This window comes from Phaeobacter sp. JH20_02, assembly GCF_048056915.1.
GTDB lineage: Bacteria > Pseudomonadota > Alphaproteobacteria > Rhodobacterales > Rhodobacteraceae > Phaeobacter > Phaeobacter bryozoorum.
The window spans coordinates 22279-40248 of record NZ_JAYMVP010000012.1 but is presented as its reverse complement, the minus strand read 5'-3'; the positions used below and the strand labels follow the sequence as shown (position 1 = coordinate 40248).

General features: G+C 64.3%; 12 protein-coding genes. 7 read left to right on the top strand and 5 right to left on the bottom strand.

The features are described from left to right. Positions 1 to 27 precede the first annotated feature (27 nt). The 3 genes from VWY34_RS03550 to VWY34_RS03540 form a co-directional block, all read right to left on the bottom strand. Positions 28 to 2352, bottom strand: coding sequence for a calcium-binding protein (locus VWY34_RS03550; RefSeq protein WP_416535224.1), 2325 nt, complete (start codon positions 2350 to 2352; stop codon positions 28 to 30). A 405-nt stretch (positions 2353 to 2757) separates the two neighbouring features. Then, positions 2758 to 3573 carry a hypothetical protein gene (locus VWY34_RS03545; protein ID WP_340547834.1) on the bottom strand — a complete coding sequence of 272 codons (816 nt, stop codon included), beginning with the start codon at positions 3571 to 3573 and terminating at the stop codon, positions 2758 to 2760. Continuing rightward, positions 3570 to 4763, bottom strand: coding sequence for a helix-turn-helix transcriptional regulator (locus tag VWY34_RS03540; RefSeq protein ID WP_416537082.1), 1194 nt, complete (start codon positions 4761 to 4763; stop codon positions 3570 to 3572). The genes VWY34_RS03545 and VWY34_RS03540 overlap by 4 nt, the downstream gene beginning before the upstream one ends. 384 nt (positions 4764 to 5147) lie before the next feature. Between VWY34_RS03540 and VWY34_RS03535 the strand changes: the two genes are divergently transcribed. Both VWY34_RS03535 and VWY34_RS03530 read left to right on the top strand, forming a co-directional pair. Then, positions 5148 to 5384 carry a hypothetical protein gene (locus VWY34_RS03535; protein WP_340547832.1) on the top strand — a complete coding sequence of 79 codons (237 nt, stop codon included), beginning with the start codon at positions 5148 to 5150 and terminating at the stop codon, positions 5382 to 5384. Positions 5385 to 5788: 404 nt separating this feature from the next. Beyond that, positions 5789 to 6565 carry a helix-turn-helix transcriptional regulator gene (locus VWY34_RS03530; protein ID WP_340547831.1) on the top strand — a complete coding sequence of 259 codons (777 nt, stop codon included), beginning with the start codon at positions 5789 to 5791 and terminating at the stop codon, positions 6563 to 6565. 162 nt (positions 6566 to 6727) lie between these two features. Here VWY34_RS03530 and VWY34_RS03525 read toward each other — a convergent pair whose 3' ends face one another. Further along, positions 6728 to 7972 (bottom strand): glycosyltransferase family 4 protein, encoded by a 1245-nt coding sequence (locus tag VWY34_RS03525; protein ID WP_416544858.1) that lies wholly within the window; start codon positions 7970 to 7972, stop codon positions 6728 to 6730. A gap of 315 nt (positions 7973 to 8287) precedes the next feature. Here VWY34_RS03525 and VWY34_RS03520 point away from each other — a divergent pair, with 315 nt between their 5' ends. The 5 genes from VWY34_RS03520 to VWY34_RS03500 all read left to right on the top strand — a co-directional run bounded on the left by VWY34_RS03520 (position 8288) and on the right by VWY34_RS03500 (position 17410). Further along, positions 8288 to 10297, top strand: coding sequence for a polysaccharide pyruvyl transferase family protein (locus tag VWY34_RS03520; protein WP_416544857.1), 2010 nt, complete (start codon positions 8288 to 8290; stop codon positions 10295 to 10297). A 415-nt stretch (positions 10298 to 10712) separates the two neighbouring features. Then, complete coding sequence (locus tag VWY34_RS03515) at positions 10713 to 14960, top strand: non-ribosomal peptide synthetase (RefSeq protein WP_416544856.1); 4248 nt, start codon at positions 10713 to 10715, stop codon at positions 14958 to 14960. A 283-nt stretch (positions 14961 to 15243) separates the two neighbouring features. After that, positions 15244 to 15975: an amino acid ABC transporter substrate-binding protein gene (locus VWY34_RS03510; RefSeq protein ID WP_416544867.1), complete on the top strand. Its 732-nt coding sequence runs from the start codon at positions 15244 to 15246 to the stop codon at positions 15973 to 15975. Positions 15976 to 15983: 8 nt separating this feature from the next. Beyond that, complete coding sequence (locus VWY34_RS03505) at positions 15984 to 16658, top strand: amino acid ABC transporter permease (RefSeq protein WP_340547826.1); 675 nt, start codon at positions 15984 to 15986, stop codon at positions 16656 to 16658. Continuing rightward, positions 16655 to 17410: an amino acid ABC transporter ATP-binding protein gene (locus tag VWY34_RS03500; protein WP_416558527.1), complete on the top strand. Its 756-nt coding sequence runs from the start codon at positions 16655 to 16657 to the stop codon at positions 17408 to 17410. Before VWY34_RS03505 ends, VWY34_RS03500 begins: the two co-directional genes overlap by 4 nt. A 186-nt stretch (positions 17411 to 17596) precedes the next feature. On the opposite strand, the gene VWY34_RS03495 is transcribed toward VWY34_RS03500, so the two are convergent. Beyond that, positions 17597 to 17797 carry a hypothetical protein gene (locus tag VWY34_RS03495; protein WP_416544855.1) on the bottom strand — a complete coding sequence of 67 codons (201 nt, stop codon included), beginning with the start codon at positions 17795 to 17797 and terminating at the stop codon, positions 17597 to 17599. Positions 17798 to 17970: the final 173 nt, after the last annotated feature.

Here is a 17970-nt window from a genome sequence, read left to right as displayed (position 1 = left end):
CCACCCGGGAGGATCATTCCTTATGGCTCAGAGCGTATGACCCCAGATGTTGTCATAGCTGTCGTCAAAGCCGTCATCGCTGGCCACGACCCGGATCGGCTCGTAGCTGCCGGCGTCGCCGGTGCCGACCGCATTGATGCCAACACCGCCAGAGGGCAGGGCGTCCTGTCCCAGGGAGGTGTAGCCATTGGCATTGGTCAGACCCTTGATGACCACGGTGGCGCCACCAACAGAAATGGTGGTGTCGGTGCCATCATCCGAAACACTGGCCACGCCATTCAGGGCGCCAAAGGCCGCCTCTGACGAGGTGCCTGCACCAGCGTCGATATTGGTGACGCGGAAGGCCAGCACATCGTGGTCCTCATCAATGTCAAAGTCATTGATGCAGTCGATGCCATCGCCGGAGCTGAAGGAAGCCCCGTCCCAGGTCAGGTCGATGATGAAGACATCCTTGCCGTTGCCACCGGTCAGATCGTCATCTCCCGCGCCACCTTTCAGGTAGTCGTTGAAGTTGCCGTCGCCGCCGTAGAGGGTGTCATTGCCTTCACCGCCATCCAGGAAGTCATGGCCACGGCCACCGTCCAGATCGTCATTGCCAACTTCGCCATAGAGGCAGTCGTTGCCATTGTCGCCGTTCAGGTCATCGCCACCGTTGCCGCCCAGAAGGACGTCATCGCCGTCGCCGCCGTTCAGCTCATCCGCGCGATTGTCACCCATCAGCAGGTCGTCGCCATCATCGCCGTTGACGGTGTCTTCGCCGTCGCCGCCGCTCATGACGTCATTGCCAGTGCCACCATGCATCAGGTCATTGCCATGACCGCCATACATAGTGTCATTGCCGGCATCGCCATAGAGCGTATCGGCCTGGTTGTTGCCGTAGATCAGGTCATCGCCATCGCCGCCTTTGACGGTGTCGTTGCCGGAGTTGCCGAACAGCACGTCGTCGCCGACATTGCCGTGGACGCAGTCGTCGCCTTCGTTGCCATAGAGGGTGTCATTGCCCTGGTTGCCATAAAGACGATCCCGGCCGATACCCCCATATCCGAGGTCGAAACCACGGCCGCCGATGATGACGTCATTGCCCTCTTCGCCGAACATGGTGTCATGGCCGGAGCCACCGCGGATGCGGTCATTGCCGGCTTCGCCACCGTCCTGCGGTGTGTAGCAGTCCGGGCAGTCGACGGGACGCAGATCGGTTTCATCGCTGGTATGCGCTGAGGCCTCGACCGATGTTTTGGGGTCGTCGTCGCAGCAATCCCAATCGATGTCGCCATAGCCCTTGACCCGGGCATGGTCACCAAAGATCAAATCGCCCTGGGCACCACCTTCGAGCACGTCATTGTTGCTGCCGCCGCGGAGAGTGTCCTTGCCGGCATCGCCATTGACGTCGTCACGGCCTTCGCCACCATCCATCAGGTCACGGCCGCGGCCGCCCTGCATCAGATCGTCGCCGGTTTCGCCGAACATGGTGTCCATGCCACCCTGACCATCCATGGTGTCATGGCCATCGCCACCCAGCATGCAGTCATTGCCGTCTTCATTGGGGCCTTTGCCAACCGGACCGCTGTCAGAGCCAAAGTCGAGATCGTCGCCCTGGGACTGACGTTCGTCGCCGAACATCTCGTCATCGCCGGAGCCGCCGATCACCAGGTCGTCGCCCAGACCACCGGCCATACGGTCGTCGCCGCCCTGACCGTTCATCCGGTCATTGCCGCCGCGGCCATACATGGTGTCGTCGCCGTCATAGATGGATTCGCCAGCGCGGCCGCCGCGGTCACCCCACATGCAGTCGTCGCCGCCTTCGCCGTCCATGCAGTCGTCGCCCAGATCCCCATAGAGGTAATCGCCGGCGTCGCCGGAGCCATCGCCCTTGCCGCCTTCATCCCCAAAGATCTGGTCGTCGCCATTGCCGCCAAAGACCGTATCCTGATCCTTGCCGCCCAGCAGCGAGTCATTGCCGTTTTCGCCATCGATGTAATCGCAGCCATCGCCGCCATCGATCCAGTCGTTGCCGTCGCGGGTCGCGTTGGTGCCATTGCCCCCGTAAAGGGTATCATTGCCACCATCACCATTGATGGCGTCATTGCCGCCGCGGCCTTCGATATAGTCCTGGCCGGACTGACCATCGAGCCGGTTGTTGCGCTCGTTGCCATAGACCGCATCATTGCCGCCGCCAGCTGCGGCGTTGTCGCCGGCATCATGGTCGTTCAGATTGATGACATTGCCATCGCGACCGCCACGTTCCGTGGTGCCATCATTGTAATTGGGACTGAATTTATTGTCCTCGTCAAAGATGATCTCGCAGTCTGGATTACACTCTTCCCATGGTGAGCCTTCGTCTGGTCTACCCATCTTAAACATCCTCCTAATTAATATACCGGGAGTGTGATGCGCCCCCCGACGCGACCCCCTTTAGAAATCTGGCCAGGGGAAATTGGGTGTGGGACCTGACCAGTACCAAAAGACCGCTTGGGTCTCTGATGGTGATTGCATCGCAAATCGGGTGGGGTGGATGCCCCCAAATGGGGACAAATTTTCCTCAAATTGTCGATTTCCGGGGGTGCGGCATCAGATGCCCGGCGGGCTCTTCTGCGAGATATGTGGGACAGGCACCAAAGCCGTCCGACGCATCTTTTCCGGGCCGGGGATTTGGGACAGCAGTCCGGCCCGGAGGGATGTCGCACCCCCGAAAGAGAAAGACTCTTTATCCTTTGTTAGAGTCTATTATTTGCAGATATCGCCAGGCCGTCTCCCTGCTTATTGGCCCGGATCTTCTCTGGTTGTTTCAACAAAACGGACAAGGCTGGCCCAATGGATCTGCGCCTCGCTCCAGGCCGTGCCGGCAGCGGCGGAAATCCGGCTGTGATAGAGCGTGCCCGCCGCCAGCCCGAGCGCCAGGATCAGCGCAAGATATCCGCCCTGGCCAAGCCCGCGTGCCAGCCGCTGCCGCAGGCTGCGGCGGTGGGCGGAGCTGTCGGCCAGCACCCTGGCAAAACTGTTGCGCAGCACCGGCTCCAGCTCGATCCGCAGCGCCCCTTCCATCCGGTTCACCGCCTCCTCCAGCGTGTCGATGCGCGCGCTCAGCGCCTTGCGATCCGCCTCGGCCTTCCGGGTGTAGATCTCACCCAGCCCGTCGTTGAGGGTGGCGAACATCGCCGTGATCCGCTTGTGCAGCTCGATGAGATCGCCGCGCCCGGCCAGAGGCTGGGGGCCGCCGCGCAGATGGGCGGCCAGCTGGTCCAGATCCGCCGGGGCGAGCCTGTGGGCGGCGGCCTCCGATGTGGCTTCTGCATGGGCCGGCTCCCCGTCGGGGCGCGGCTTGTCGGTGTTCTGCGTGGTCTGATCCGTGGTGCTCTCCATCTCGATATCTGATGCCGGCTCGGCTGCGGTTTCTGATCCGGCTGCCGACTTGGCCTTGCCGGTGTTTCTGGTCGCATCCGTGGTCGATCCTGTGGTGGGGTCTGCCGCGCGGCGGTCCTGGGCGGCCAGGGCTGCGGCGCCGATCGAGGCCGCGGTTGGCGCGACCGGTGCGGGTGGCCCCTGGGTGAGGCTTTCATGGGTTACCTTGTTCATGACGCTCTCCCCAGAGAGGCCTGCCAGGTCAGCCGCTGCGCCATTTCCGTGCGCCCGGCCACCTCAAGCTTGGACATCACCCGCTTGGCATAGGTGTTGAAGGTCTGTTCCTTGATGCCCGCAATATGCGCAGCCTCGCGGTTGGACAGCCCCAGCTGGATCAGCGCCGCAACCCGGGCCTCGCAGGGCGACAACCCCATTTTCTGCGCCAGCATCTCGATCCGCTGCTGATCGGGCTGGCGCGGCAGGATCGCCACCACCAGCGCCCGCCGGGTGTCGGCACAGAGATAGCAGGTCAGCGAGACCGGCAGCCGCATTCCCGAGCTGGCATCCTGCAGAAACAGGATCAGCTCCTGGCTGGCCCCGCCGCCGGGCACATGGGATCCGGCGGCTGCTTGGGTCGGGGTGCGCGCGCATTCCTGCACGGCTGCGTAAAACGCCCGGGTTTCCCGGCTGTTGGCACAGCGCAGCACGCCGTCGCTGTTGCACAGCAGATTGCCTGCCGCCAGCATGTCGCAGCCGGCCCCATTGCAATCCAGCAGCCGGCCCGAGCTGTCCAGCACCAGAACCGCGCTGTCGCTTTTGGTGGAAATTGTCCAGAGCATCGCTTCGGAGGTCTCGGAGGCCTCCAGGGCCAGCTCCGGCGCCGGTGTGCCGGCGAGCATCTCGCGCAGCGCATCCTCGCGGGTGAGCGGCCAGATGGCAGGCAGGATATCGGCGCAATGGCTGTCATGCTGGCTGCCTTCCAGATGCAGCGCGACCCGGTCTTCGCTGCCATCGGCAAAACGGCAGGCAAACACCACCCAGCGGCCAGACCTGTGGCCAGAGCCATCCGCACGCAGGGCAGCGGGATCCAGCCAGTCGGGCCAGGCGTTGGGATGGCTCTGCGGATCATGCAGCTGGGTGCAATGGATCAGCGGCCCGCTGCGCAGCAGGGAGCGAAGATCCTCCCTGGGCGGTTTCGGCCGCGACCCGGCTGCGGATCGTGATGCGGATCCGGCACCGCTGACCCCGTCGCTGCTGGCCCCGTCGCCGCTGGTCACAAGACATGTGGTCACCAGCAGACGGGCAGGCCCGGTGCAGTCGATCTCGGCAATGGCGGTGGTGGTGATGGATGAAACTTGTCTTTGAAACGATCGCGCAAAAGCGATCTCGCCCGTGTGGATCACGGCGCCCCCGAACACATTCATATTGCCCCCCGGCATATCAAAACGAATATGTCCCAGCCTAGCATATCGCCGGTGCCGTCAAATTGTGCAGAGGGCGTACCCCTTCGGATGTGACGATTCGCTGTTGGTTTGGGCTGTCCTTGCGATCAACCAACGGGCGAACCCACAGAGGGTTGAGTTTTAATCAATATCTGGTGTGGTGACGCAGGGTAAGCCACAAGTCACCGCGAAGGGCCAATTCGGTATTTTCCATAATATTATTATTTTTCAAATGATTAGATATTGGCAAAGATCCGCCGCCTGAGTGAAGGGCTCAAGGAGAACTACCTCGGAGGGGGTAAGGATCCGGGCGGGGGCGCAACAAAGGAAGGGTGATTCCATCTCCTGCGGTAGGATTCGCGAAGATTGAACACCATTAGGTTGTGGAAACCGGCCCGGGGCGGGTCAGAATTAAGGAATTCGCACATCTTTGGATTTGCCCGCCCTGAGGATATTCTTGTTGATAAAACAAAAGCCTATATCGAAAACAATACTTTAGGCTTTGGTTCTGGTGGCGCCAACATTTCGCCAATGGGTAAGTTTTTTGACAAAAACGGATGGATTCGGGCTATTTTGGAGTGCCGCATAGCGGTGCAGCGCTGATACGGGCTGCAATTTGGAGGCAGGGGGGCGTGATATTTGGCCCCGGCATTTTAGGGGGCTGGCCTGGAGGAGGCCCGCCTGAACAGCAGGCCCTGTGAAACTTCCCCGTGATAGGGGGGGCTGCAGCGGGGAGCTGAGAGATGGCCTGCGGGCAGGCGGCTGAGGCGTTCCCTTGGTCGGCCGGGTCGCAATGCGGCGCTCATCTGATCGAAAGGACAAAAACACAAGACATAAGACAACACCGGGGTGCCATCTGTGACGGGGGTCGCAACAGCACCGCGAGGGCCAGGGCGGGGTGTTCCAAACCCGCAGAAAAGCCCGGTGACCTCCCTGTTCCGGAGATCATTCATTGAGACCATCTGATCGTGTGTGGATCAGTTTTTTTAAGAGTATGGGGGTATATCATGCCTGTTCATATTGTGGGCGAAAGTCGCTTGTTACGCGACATGTTCCTCGCCATTTGCCAGAGCAACGACTACCAGATCGGCACCTGCTGCGATGAGCTTTCGACGCTCTCCGGGCTGGGGGTGGATGATCTGGTTTTATATTACAGCCATGAAACCGGACCGGAGCTGGTGGAGGAATTGCGCCAGTTCAAAGAGGGCAATGACGCCTCTCTGCTGATCCTGATCATGGGGCGCGAATGTTCCACCAGCATGCAGAATGCGCTCAGCGCCTATGCCGAGGCGGTGATCCCGCAACGCAAATCGGCCGAGGCGCTGATTGCGGCGCTGCGGGTGGTGCAAAGCGGCTATCGGATTGTGCCATCGGATATTTCCGCGGCGCTGCGGGCGGCGGATGTGACCACATCCAGCGGCGACCAGGCGGCGGAAACCCTCGGCGCCTCTGCGGATTTTGCGGCGGTGACCCTGGACGGTCGGGTCAATGGGAGCCTGTCTGAGGCAGGCTCTAACAAGGGGAAACCCAACGGTGTTCCGGCCGATCCCCTGCCAGTGGACCTGCGCCGGATGCCGGCCTCGGCTGCGGCGCGCGGGCTGTCGGGACGCGAATGGCTGATCCTGACCAAGCTGATCGACGGCGCCACCAATAAATCCATCGCCAATGAGCTGGGCATCTGCGAGGCCACGGTGAAGGTGCATCTGCGCACCTGTTTTCGCAAGGTCGGTGCCAAGAACCGCACCCAGGCCGCGATCTGGGCGTCGGAGCAATTCCTGTCCTGATCCCACCATCTGGTGGGCCGGGCAGGTCGGGGCTGCGTCGGCCATGGATCCATGCTGGGGGGCTGGATCCCGGGTCGACGCAGATCATCCCCGGATACTCTGCTGCGGACCGAACTGTTACAGACCGAACTGTTACAGACTGGGCGGTTGCCGGCCCGGGTGTCAGATCTTCAGCTGTTTGCCCGCAGGCAGCAGCGCGTTGATCTGGCGGGCGTGCTCGGGCATGCAGCGGGTCAGGAAATCGTAGGTTTCCACCACATGGGCGCGGGCATTGGGGCCGAGATGGGCATAGGCGCCGGGATTGGCCAGCACATCCACCACCTGATCGGCCAGCGCGCCGGGATCAAAGAAATCCACCAGCATGCCGGTCTCATTATGGGTCACCGCCTCGCGCACCGGCTCCACATCGGCGGCGACGACAGTGGCCTGCATCGACATCGATTCCAGCAACGACCAGCTGAGCACAAAGGGCATGGTCAGATAGATGTGGCAGCGGCTGATGCGGATGATCTTGCACAGATCGCTGTAAGGCACCCGGCCGAGGAAATGCACCCGACTCCAGTCGACGCTGTCGCCCAGCTCATCCTCCATCTCGCCGCGCAGCCCTGCGGGATGGGTGCTTTCGCGCCCATAGGAGGTCTCATTGCCGCCGATCATCAGGATCCGGGCATTGGGGCGTTCCGACAGGATCTTGGGCAGGGCGCGCATCATCACGTGAAAACCACGGGCGCGTTCCATATTGCGGGCGATATAGGTGATCACCTCATCGTCGCGGCTGAGCGGCCGGGGCAGGCGGCCGAGGCCGATGCTGGCCTGTGGGTCCGGCTGCAGCCGGTCGGTGCGGATGCCGTCATGGCTGACGTAGATCTTGTCGTGAAAGCTCTTGGGGAAGCGGTTGCGCTGCCAGTAGGTCGGGCTGTGGCCCAGATCGACCACCTCGATATTGGCAAAGGGCACGGTGTTGCGGGCATGGGCAAAGAACCCTGCGTGTTCGCCGGGGGGATTTTCCGGGTCAAAGCCAACCAGCCCGCCAGTGGTGCGGTAGAAATATTCAAAGAAGCCAATAATTGGCACATCCGGCCAGACCTCTTTCATGAAGGTCAGCTCCCCCCAGCCGGTGTGGCCAATGATGATATCGGGCTTGAAGCCTTCCCTGGCCTCCAGCTGGCGCGCGGCGAGGGCGGCGCCAATGCCATTGCCGGCTGCCGCCTCCCAGTCCTTGGACAGCCCATAGGCATCGGCGGCAGGCTGGTGATGGCTGCTGTAGGTTGCGGTGGTGACCCCGGGCAGCTTCACATCATTCCGCTGGGTCAAAAACACGATCTCATGCTCGCCCTGATCGGCCAGCCACTGGATCATCTCCCGGTACTGGCCGGGCATGTTCTGGTGCACAAAGAGAAATTTCATCCCCTATCCATGCCGCGAGAGGGCGGCAGGCGCAACCCTTTCGGCGGGGCGCGGGCGGGGAGATCTGGCCGGGCGTCCAGTACGTCCAGGCGCGCGGGTGCGCGGGGCGCCCCCATGGGCAGGGTTTCACCACCAGGGGCCTCTGCCGGGTTTTCCGGGCTTGTCCCCAGAGGTCATGGCGCTAACATGCGCGCAACGCAGCAATCCCGGGGGCTGCGGCCGCCGGAGACGCCAAAGCGCGGTTGCCGATCCCCTATTTTCAATAGGCCATACCATCCGTTTGTGGAGGCTATGGCGAGTAACATCTGGTGATATATGAGAATCCTTTTCCACGCTCCCGTGCTTTCGGTCCACCGTCCGGATCCGGCACTCTCCAGTATCCTGGGGGTGCCGCCGACGGTGACGGACACATTGTTCGGTCTGAAACCGGCGCATCGGCTGACCGGAAATCGCGGCAATATCATCCATGCCGAAGCCCCGGCGCGCAGCCTGCGCAAGGACCCGGATGGGTCGGCGGTGGGCAATATCGCCAATCTGCAGAAAAACCTCGGTGAGGGCTATGCCGAGACCATCGCCGAGCATTTCGACATGATCGTGGTGTCACTGGCCAATTTCATCCGCCCCAATCACGATGGTATCCGGCTGTTTACCGCGCTGGAGGCGCTGGATGGGCGGGTGCCTTTTGTGGTGCTGGGGGCCGGGATGCAGGGCAGCCATGCGTTTGAGGACCTGCTGCCGGGCAACCGCGATCTTCTGGCGCTGCTCAATGAACGGGCCAATCTGTTTGGGGTGCGCGGCACCCAGACGGCAGAGTGGCTGGCCAACAACGGGCTGGAGAACACCACCGTGCTGGGCTGCCCCAGTCTCTATGTCTATCCGCAGTCGATCATGGCCATCGACGGGGCCGCGGCCCAGGCCAAGGGGCGTCAGGCCAATGTGATGACCGCAGGCCATTTCTCCATGCGCGACGGCGCCATCGTTGAACGCGGCACCGAACTGGCCAAGGCGTTCGACAAGATCGACGCCTCTTATGTGTTCCAGGATGAGATCTTTGCCTATGGTAAATTCATCACGGACCGGTTTGGCTATAATGAGGGCAATAATATTGCCCAGCCCGAGATGCTCAATCGCTGGCTGAGCCGCAAATGCGGCCATAAGGTCGATTTCAACCGCTATTATTACTTCTCCGAGGCTGGCGCCTGGCGGCAGGCGGCGATGCTGCATGATGTCTATATCGGCGACCGGTTCCACGGTGGCGTGGCGGCCCTGCAGGCGGGTCAGCCGGCGATTTTCCTCAAGCATGACAACCGGGTGGCCGAGCTGACCGAACATTTCGGCCTGCCGGCGCTGAACACGCAGAAATTCATGCGCAAGGGGCTGAAGGCGACGCTGGATGAATATCTGTCGCCCGATATGCTGGACACGATGAAGGCGACCTATCGCCAGCGGCATGCCGAATATGTGGCGGCGCTGGCCGAACACGGGCTGGAGGTTGACACCATCGTGCCCGACGAGCCGCAGCCGGTGCCTGCGGTGGACCGGCAAGGCCATCTGGGCGCCATCCGCAGCCAGAAGGCCCCCGAAGAAGCGCTGCCAGAGGGGCTGTGGCCCACCACCACGCTGACCCCGTCTTATGCCATGCGGCGGCTGCATCCGGAGGGCGCGCGGGAGCTGGTTGTCACCTTTGAAGGGGCAGGCCAGGCGCTGGACCGCAAGGATCCCTTGCGTCCGGGCTTTGGCGAGCGTTTCCTGATCAAATCCGGCTATGCGGTGCTGTCGGTCTTGCCGCATCAGCAGAACTGGTACCGTCCGCTGGATCTGGAACAGTATTTCCGGGCACCGGACACCCGCGCCTGGATGGCTGGGTTTGACAAGGTGCATGTGCTGGGCTCCGGTATGGGGGCCTTTGGCGCCATGGCCTTTGCCGACCTGATCGGCGCGGAAAACGTGGTGGCGCTGCAGCCGATCACCACCCTGGCCGAGGATCTGATCCCCGGAGAGACCCGTTTCCCGGCGGCGCGCAAGCTGGACTGGAGCAGTGGCTACCGCGATGGCTGCAGCGGCTGTGACCGGGCGGCCCGGATCTATGCCATCCACGGCGATCATCCGCTGGATCTGGCTCATGTGGAGCGGCTGCGCGCGGCGGCCGGATCGCGGCTGATCAACGCCGAGCTGTCCCATGACAGCAAGCGCCCGGTGACCCCTTTGCTGCGCGCCAAGCGCCGTCTGCCCCGGACCGTGCTGACCTGCCTGCGCGGCGGCGACGCGGCGGCGCTGGAGCAGGTGCTGGGGGAGCTGGTTGCCCAGAAAACCCCGGCGGAATGATCCGCTGCTGCTGGTGTCATGTCGAACCCAGATACAAAGGCCGCCTGACAGGCGGCCTTTGTCACATCTGCCCGCTGAATATATCGCCGCGACGCGGTGAATGTGCAATAATTTAACATAAGATTGATTAAGGAACTTTTTACACCCGGAGCACATTCCGAACCGGGGTGCGACAAATTCCCTATCTTGCCGGATCAGACGGAGATGTGATCGTGGCCGGGTGGTGTTTTATTGCTCGTCTGCCGTTTGATCTGATAGCCTTTGGCCCTGCGGTCGGCATCATCGGAGGCCGGGCCGGAAGGGCCGCAGACAGGTGGATGTTAAGAGTGACGTGATACCCAGACCACCTGGGCGCGGCACAGGATCGAAAGTATGGCGCGGGTTGGTCCAGGCCCGATGCCAGGTAGGGGGCATCATGACCGGTACTTCACAGGCAGCTAAGCCTGGCTCGACATCTGCGATGGGCGAGACGGATCTTCAGGCAGCGTCTGTGGTGGACGGGGCGCGGGATATCCCCCTGACGCCGATGCAGCAGGGGCTGCTTTATGAAAGCGCGGCTGCCGGCCGACCTTGGGTCAATCTGGAACAGATCGTGGTGCATCTGGACGCCGAGGCGCCCGCGCCCGAGGCGCTGCAGGCGGCCTGGCAGCAGGTCTGCGCCCGCCATCCGGTGCTGCGCAGCGCGGTGCTGTGGCAGGGCCGCCCGCAGCCGGTGCTGCAGGTGGCGCCGGTGGCCGTGGCCGCGGCGCAGGTCACGGTGGAGACCGAGGACTGGCAGGGGCTGGGGGCGGAGGATCAGACCGCCCGGCTGGAACGGTTCCTGGCCGAGGATCGCAACCGGGGCTGCGCGCTGGAGCAGGCGGTGTCCTGGCGGGTGCTGCTGGCGCGGCTGGGGCCGGAGCGGTCGGTGATGGTCTGGACCATCCACCACGTGCTGGTCGATGGCCGCAGCATGGCGGTGGTGCTGGAGGATGTCTTTGCGGCGCTGAGCGCGGGCGATCTGCCTGCCGAGACCGCGCCGGTGACCGGTTTTGACGCCTTCAGCCCGGCCGTGGCGGAGGTCTCGGGGCGGGCGGAAAGTCGGGCGTTTTTCCAGGATCACCTCAAGGGGTTCGAAACCCCCAATCAGATTGCCCGGCTGGCGGATCTGCCGGCCGACACACCGCAGGACAGCCCCGGGCGCAAGCGGATCCTGCAGCGACATCTGCCGGCCGAGCTGCGCCGCGCCCTCATGCAGCGCGCAGGCGCGGTCACGGCGACAGAGGGCGGCGGCGCGGCCACCCTGGCCAATATGGTCCATGCCGCCTGGGGGCTTCTGGTGGCGCGCTGGAGCGGGCGGGAAACGGCGCTCTTCGGGGTCACCCGATCGGGGCGCTATCTTCTGGAGGGCTGCGGGCGCACGGTGGGCTGCCTGATCAATACGGTGCCGCTGTATCTGCATCTGTCGGGGGGCGAGACGGTTGACGGGCTGCTGGCGCGCCTGCGCCGCGATGCGGTGGCGCTGCGCGATCATGAACATGCCGCGCTGGCGGATATGCGCGGCTGGTGCGGGCTGCCGGGCAGCGTGCCGCTGTTTGACAGCATGGTGATGTTCGAACGCGACAGTCTGAACGAGCGGATGCGCAGCCTCGGCGGCGCCGATCCGCAGACCCCCTGGCGGCACCGTCGGGTGGAACTGCGCGAAGAGGGCGCGATGCCGCTGACCCTGGCGGTCTATGGCGATGAACAGCCGCTGCTGATGCTGGAATATGATCCCGAGGTGCTGCCGGGCACACAGGTGGAGCGGATGCTGGATCACCTGTGCCAGCTGTTGCAGAGCCTCGCCACAGCGCCCGCGGGCATGGCCCTGCGCGATCTGGGGATGCTGCCGGAGGCGGAGGTCACGCAGCTGGTGCGACAGGGTCGCCCGGATCCGGCGCTGGCGCAGAGGCTGGCGCAGGATATGGCAGCGGCCCCGCCCTGTATGGCAACCCGGCTGGAGGCCACGGCGGCGCGGGCGCCTGAGGCCCCGGCCCTGCAGATGGCCCCGGACGGGGCGCTGCTGAGCCATGGAGATCTGCAGGCCCGCGCCGATCAGCTGGCGGGGGTTCTGCAGGCGCAGGGGGCGGAGGCCGGCGATATCATTGCCATCTGCCTGCCGCGCAGCCCGGAGTTCATCATTGCGATGCTGGCGGTGCTGAAGGTTGGCGCCGCCTTCCTGCCGGTGGACCCCACCTACCCGGCGGCGGTGATGGCCCATATGCTGGAGGACAGCGGCACCCGGCTGGGCATCGGCGGGCCGGATCATGGCACCGTTTCAGGCTCTGACATGGGTGAATCCGCCGATCAGGCTCCTCAACATGAGACGGCGCTGACCTCAAACGGGCTGGTCTGGATCCCGCCCGGGGCCGGGCAGGCGCAGCCCCGATCCGCAGCGCCGATCCGCCCCGCGCCGGATCCGGCGCGGCTGGCCTATGTGATCTATACCTCCGGGTCCACCGGCAAACCCAAGGGGGTGCGGGTGCCGATGCGGGCGCTTCTGGCCCATGCCAGCGCCATCACCGCCGCCTTTGACCTCCAGGCCAGCGACCGGATGCTGCAATTTGCCAGCCTGTCCTTTGATGTCGCCATCGAGGAGGTGCTGCCCAGCCTCCTGGCCGGCGCCTGCGTGGTGCTGCGCGCGCCCGATATGATCGGCGCGCCGGGGCTGTTTCTGGACCGGGTGGCGGCGCTGGAGCTGACGGTGCTGAACCTGCCGACCGCCTTCTGGCATGTGCTGTGCGATGTGATGGCCGACAGTGGCCGCAGCCTGCCGCCCTCGGTGCGGCTGGTGATCGTCGGCGGGGAGCAGGTCAGCCCGCAGGCGCTGGCGCGCTGGCAGCAGCTGGCGCCGGGGGTGCGCTGGCTCAATGGCTACGGGCCGACGGAAACCACCATCACCTGCACGCTGCATGATCCGGGCGGCCCGGTTGATGCGGAGGAGGATGTGCCCATCGGCCGCCCCACCGCCCATGCCCGCGCCTATGTGCTGGCCGCTGATGGCAGCCTGGCCCCCGCAGGGGTGGCCGGGGATCTGTGGATTGGCGGCCTGGCGGTGAGCGATGGTTATATCGGCCGCCCCGAGGACACCGCGCGGGCGTTCCGGCCCGACCCCTTTGCAGCGGAGCGCGCGGCGGCGCGGATCTATCGCACCGGGGATCGCGCTGCCTGGCGGGGGGATGGCACGCTGGCCTTTCTCGGGCGGCAGGACCGGCAGGTCAAGCTGCGCGGCTTTCGCATTGATCTGCGCCATGTCGAACAGGTGCTGGAGCGCGCCTGTCCCGGGGTGCAGGCGCTGGCGGCGGTCCGGGGCAAGGATGGGCCTGCGGCGCAGCTCTGCTGCTGGGTCCGGGGCGTGGCGCAGACGGGCGATGGCCAATGGGATCTCGGCCCGTTGCAGCAGGTGGTGCAGCGCGATCTGCCCGCCCATATGCGCCCGGCGCTGGTGGCGCTGGCAGAGTTTCCACGCACCGCAGGGGGCAAGATCGACATGGCCGCCCTGCCCGCCCCGGAGCAGGCCGCAGGGGCGCTCGGTCTGCGTCTGCGGCGGGACGCCGGAGCGGCGGTTGACACCTCTGCCCCGCCCTCGCCGCTGGCCCGGCAGCTGACGGAGATGATGGCCGATATCCTGGGCCAGCCCGATCTGGCGGCGGATGACAGTTTTTATGACCGCGGCGGCCATTCGCTGCTGGCGATGCGGCTGATTGGCCGGATCGAGGCGGATCTGGGTCAGCGGCTGAGCCTGGCGGCGCTGCATCTGACCCCCAGCCCCCGCGCCCTGGCGGCGGCGCTGGAGGCGGAGCAGAACGGGGAACAGACCGGCGCGCCGGAAACACCGGAAGGCCACAGCCTGCCCGATCATCTGGTGATCATCCAGGATGGCGCGGCGCGGCCGCCGCTGTTTGGCGTGCATGTGCTGGGCCGCAACGAGGAATTCTATCGCCCGCTGGCCCGTGCCCTTGGCCCCGACCAGCCGGTCTACGGGCTGAGTATCGGCCTGCTGGATGATGACACCCCCACCGGGGTGCGGACCACCGCCAAGATGTATCTGGACGAGATCCAGACCCATTACCCCAGCGGGGTTGTGCATCTGGCGGCGGTGTCTCTGGGCAGTTATTTCGCCTTTGAACTGGCGCGTCAGCTGCTGGCGGCGGGGCGCGAGCTGGGGCTGGTGGCGCTGTTTGATGCCGAAGGGCCGGCCGGGCGCAGCCGGGTACAGGGCCGGGCCAGGCTGGGCGCCCATCTGCAGCTGCTCCGGCGTATGGGGCCTGCCTATCTGCGCCATATCGTGGCCAATCGGATTGAGACCCTGCGCAATTCCTTTGAGCGGCGGCGGCTGGAGTGGACCGGCGGCGGCAAGCTGACGATCGACGCGCTGATCGCGGCAAACCAGCAGTCGGTGGAACATTACGCGCCGGAGCCGCTGGCCACGCCGCTGACCGTGTTCCGGGCCGGCGACGATCTTTTTGACAGCTCCGAAGGGCTGGCCCATGGGCTGGGCTGGGCGCCGGTGGCCGAGGCCGGGTTTGAGCTGATCGAGGTGCCGGGATCACATCTGTCGATCCTGCAGCCACCCAATGTGCAGCAGCTGGCCCGCCACATGGCGCGCCTGATGGCGCATTCGGCAGGTGGGAATACCGGCTGATCCCGCTCAGATCCGGGTGCATTCCGGCCCGGATCGGAACAAACCCGGGAAAATCGACCCAACAAGGGAACAAGTTCCCGCTTTGCGGCGTCTGTCCCGTAGGCTGGTTCTCTGCCTGCCGTCTGGCTGCGAACAGGCGGGCTTATTTGTCATTTCCGGGCCTGCGACATCTTGGTCCCCGGCGGCAGGGGGATTAGGTCGGGGCCGAACTCAAAAGGATTCCCTTGTCATGATGAAACCATTTGTCCGGCTTGCCCGCACTGCGGCCATCGCCGTGAGCCTGATGTCCGCCTCCTCAGCCCTTGCCTCCGACACGCTGCGGGTCGGCATGTCGGGCGGCTATTTCCCTTTTACCTTCGTGCGGCAGGATGTGCTGCAGGGGTTTGAAGTGGATGTGATGAATGCGGTGGCCGAGGAAACCGGCCTTGAGGTGGAATTTGTCACCATGTCCTTCTCCGGGCTGATCGGCGCGCTGGATGCCGGGCGTATCGACACCATCGCCAACCAGATCACCATCACGCCCGAGCGCAGCGCCAAATTCGCCTTTACCCAGCCCTATGTCATTGATGGCGCCCAGGTGGTGGTGAAACGCGGCAATGAGGACAGTATCGCAGGCCCTGCTGATCTGGCGGGCAAGACCGTGGCGGTGAACCTCGGCTCCAACTTCGAGGCGCTGCTGCGCAACCTGCCGGAGGCCGACAAGATCGAGATCAAGACCTATGAGGCCAATATCGCCCAGGATACAGCACTGGGGCGGGTCGATGCCTTTGTGATGGACCGGGTGTCCTCGGCCCAGCTGATCCAGGAAAGCCCGCTGCCGCTGGCGCTGGCCGGCGCGCCCTTCTCCGAGATCCGCAATGCCCTGCCGTTCCGTCAGGACGAGGCGGGGCTGGCGCTGCGCGACCGTGTGGATGCGGCGCTGACCCGGCTGCGCGACAGCGGCAGGCTGGCCGAGATCTCGCAGACATGGTTCGGCACCGATATCACGGTTGCCACCGCAGCGGTCGAGAAGTGAGCCGGTAAATGCAGGGGTTGGACCTCGCCTATATGCTGGGGCTGGTGCCGGTGCTGCTGAGCTATGTGCCGCTGACGCTGTTCATGGCGGTGGTGGCCATGGCGCTGGCACTGGTGCTGGCGTCCCTCTTGGCGGTGGAACGGGTGCTGCGGATCCCGGTGCTGGACCAGCTGGTGGTGCTGTTCATCAGCTTCTTTCGCGGCACGCCGCTTCTGGTGCAGCTGTTCCTGTTCTACTACGGGCTGCCGCAGGTGTTGTCGGTGCTGACCCAGATTGACGGGGTCACCGCGGCAATCATGGGGCTGACCCTGCATTTTGCTGCCTATATGGCCGAAAGCATCCGCGCCGCCATCCTTGGCGTCGATCGCAGCCAATGGGAGGCGGCGCAGTCGATCGGCATGACCCGCGGCCAGATGATGCGCCGTATCGTGCTGCCGCAGGCGGCCCGGATCGCGGCGCCGACGCTGGTCAATTACTTCATCGACATGATCAAGGGCACTTCGCTTGCCTTTACGCTGGGGGTCACTGAAATGATGGGGGCGACCCAGAAAGAGGCCGCAGGCAGTTTCCTCTATTTCGAGGCCTTCCTGGTGGTGGCGGTGATCTACTGGATTCTGGTGGAGGCGCTGTCGCTGGCGCAGCGGCTCCTGGAGACCCATCTGAACAAGGCCTATGCACGATGAGCGATGCAAGATCCGACACCGCGATTTCCATCACCGGGCTGCGCAAGACATTTGGTGACAGCGTGGTGCTGGATGGCATCGATCTGACCATCCAGCCCGGCGAGCGTATCGTCATCATCGGCCCGTCGGGCACCGGCAAATCGACGCTGCTGCGCTGCCTGAATTTCCTCGATGCCCCCGATGCGGGATTGATCCGCATTGGGGATCTGGAAGTGGACGCCGCCCGCGCCAGCAAGGGCGATATCCTGGCCCTGCGCCGGCGCACGGGGTTCGTGTTTCAGAACTATGCGCTGTTTGCCAATAAGACGGCGGCGGAAAACATCATGGAGGCGCTGGTCACCGTTCAGAAGCAGCCCCGCGACACAGCCCGCGCCCGCGCGCTGGAGATCCTGGCGGAGACCGGTCTGGCGGAGAAGGCCGATGCCTATCCCGCCAGCCTGTCGGGCGGCCAGCAGCAGCGCGTCGGCATTGGCCGCGCGATGGCGCTGGGGGCCGAGCTGATGCTGTTTGACGAGCCGACCTCGGCGCTGGATCCCGAATGGGTGGGCGAGGTGCTGGCGCTGATGCGCAAGGTCGCCGAAGAGCGCCAGACCATGCTGATCGTCACCCATGAGATGCAGTTTGCCCGTGAGATCGCCGATCGCGTGATCTTCATGGAAGGAGGGCGGATTGTCGAACAGGGCCCGCCGGCGCAGATCTTTGACGCGCCACAGGATCCGCGCACAAGGGCCTTCCTGCGCCGGGTGGGGTGACGCCCGCCGTCGGAGACATCAATCGCAGAGACGATCCAGACGCAAAAAGCGGGCCAGTGGCCCGCTTTTTTCCATCGCGAAGATGGGTATTCCTGAGACGCTGTCAGCCTGAGATCCACACCCTGCCCTGCTCAGGCGCGCCGGGCGGAGGTCAGATCCTGCCGCACCCCATCAGATCGCAGGCGATCAGTTGGTGGTGGTGGTGGTGCTGGTTTCGTCGTCGTCGTTCAGGATCACACCCAGAATGACCGCAGCGGCAACGCCGCCTGCAATCAGAGTGCCCTGCTCAAGGCCGGTACCGCCGAGCAGGGTCGGGGTGCCTTCTTCCTGAGCGGAGGCGGTGGTGGCCAGGGTGGCCAGAGCGATTGCTGCGAAGAACTTGTTCATAATCCAAAACTCCTTTGGAGACCGTTGTGCTGAGAGTAGGTGAGTTACCCTTTGAATTCAACGCAGCTTTTAGCAGCAATATCCCGGGGACTGGAATTTTTTTTCCGACGTTGCCGAGATATCGCTCATTTGGGCGGATCTGGCTCCAAACCGCCTGTTTTTCATAGCCTCCG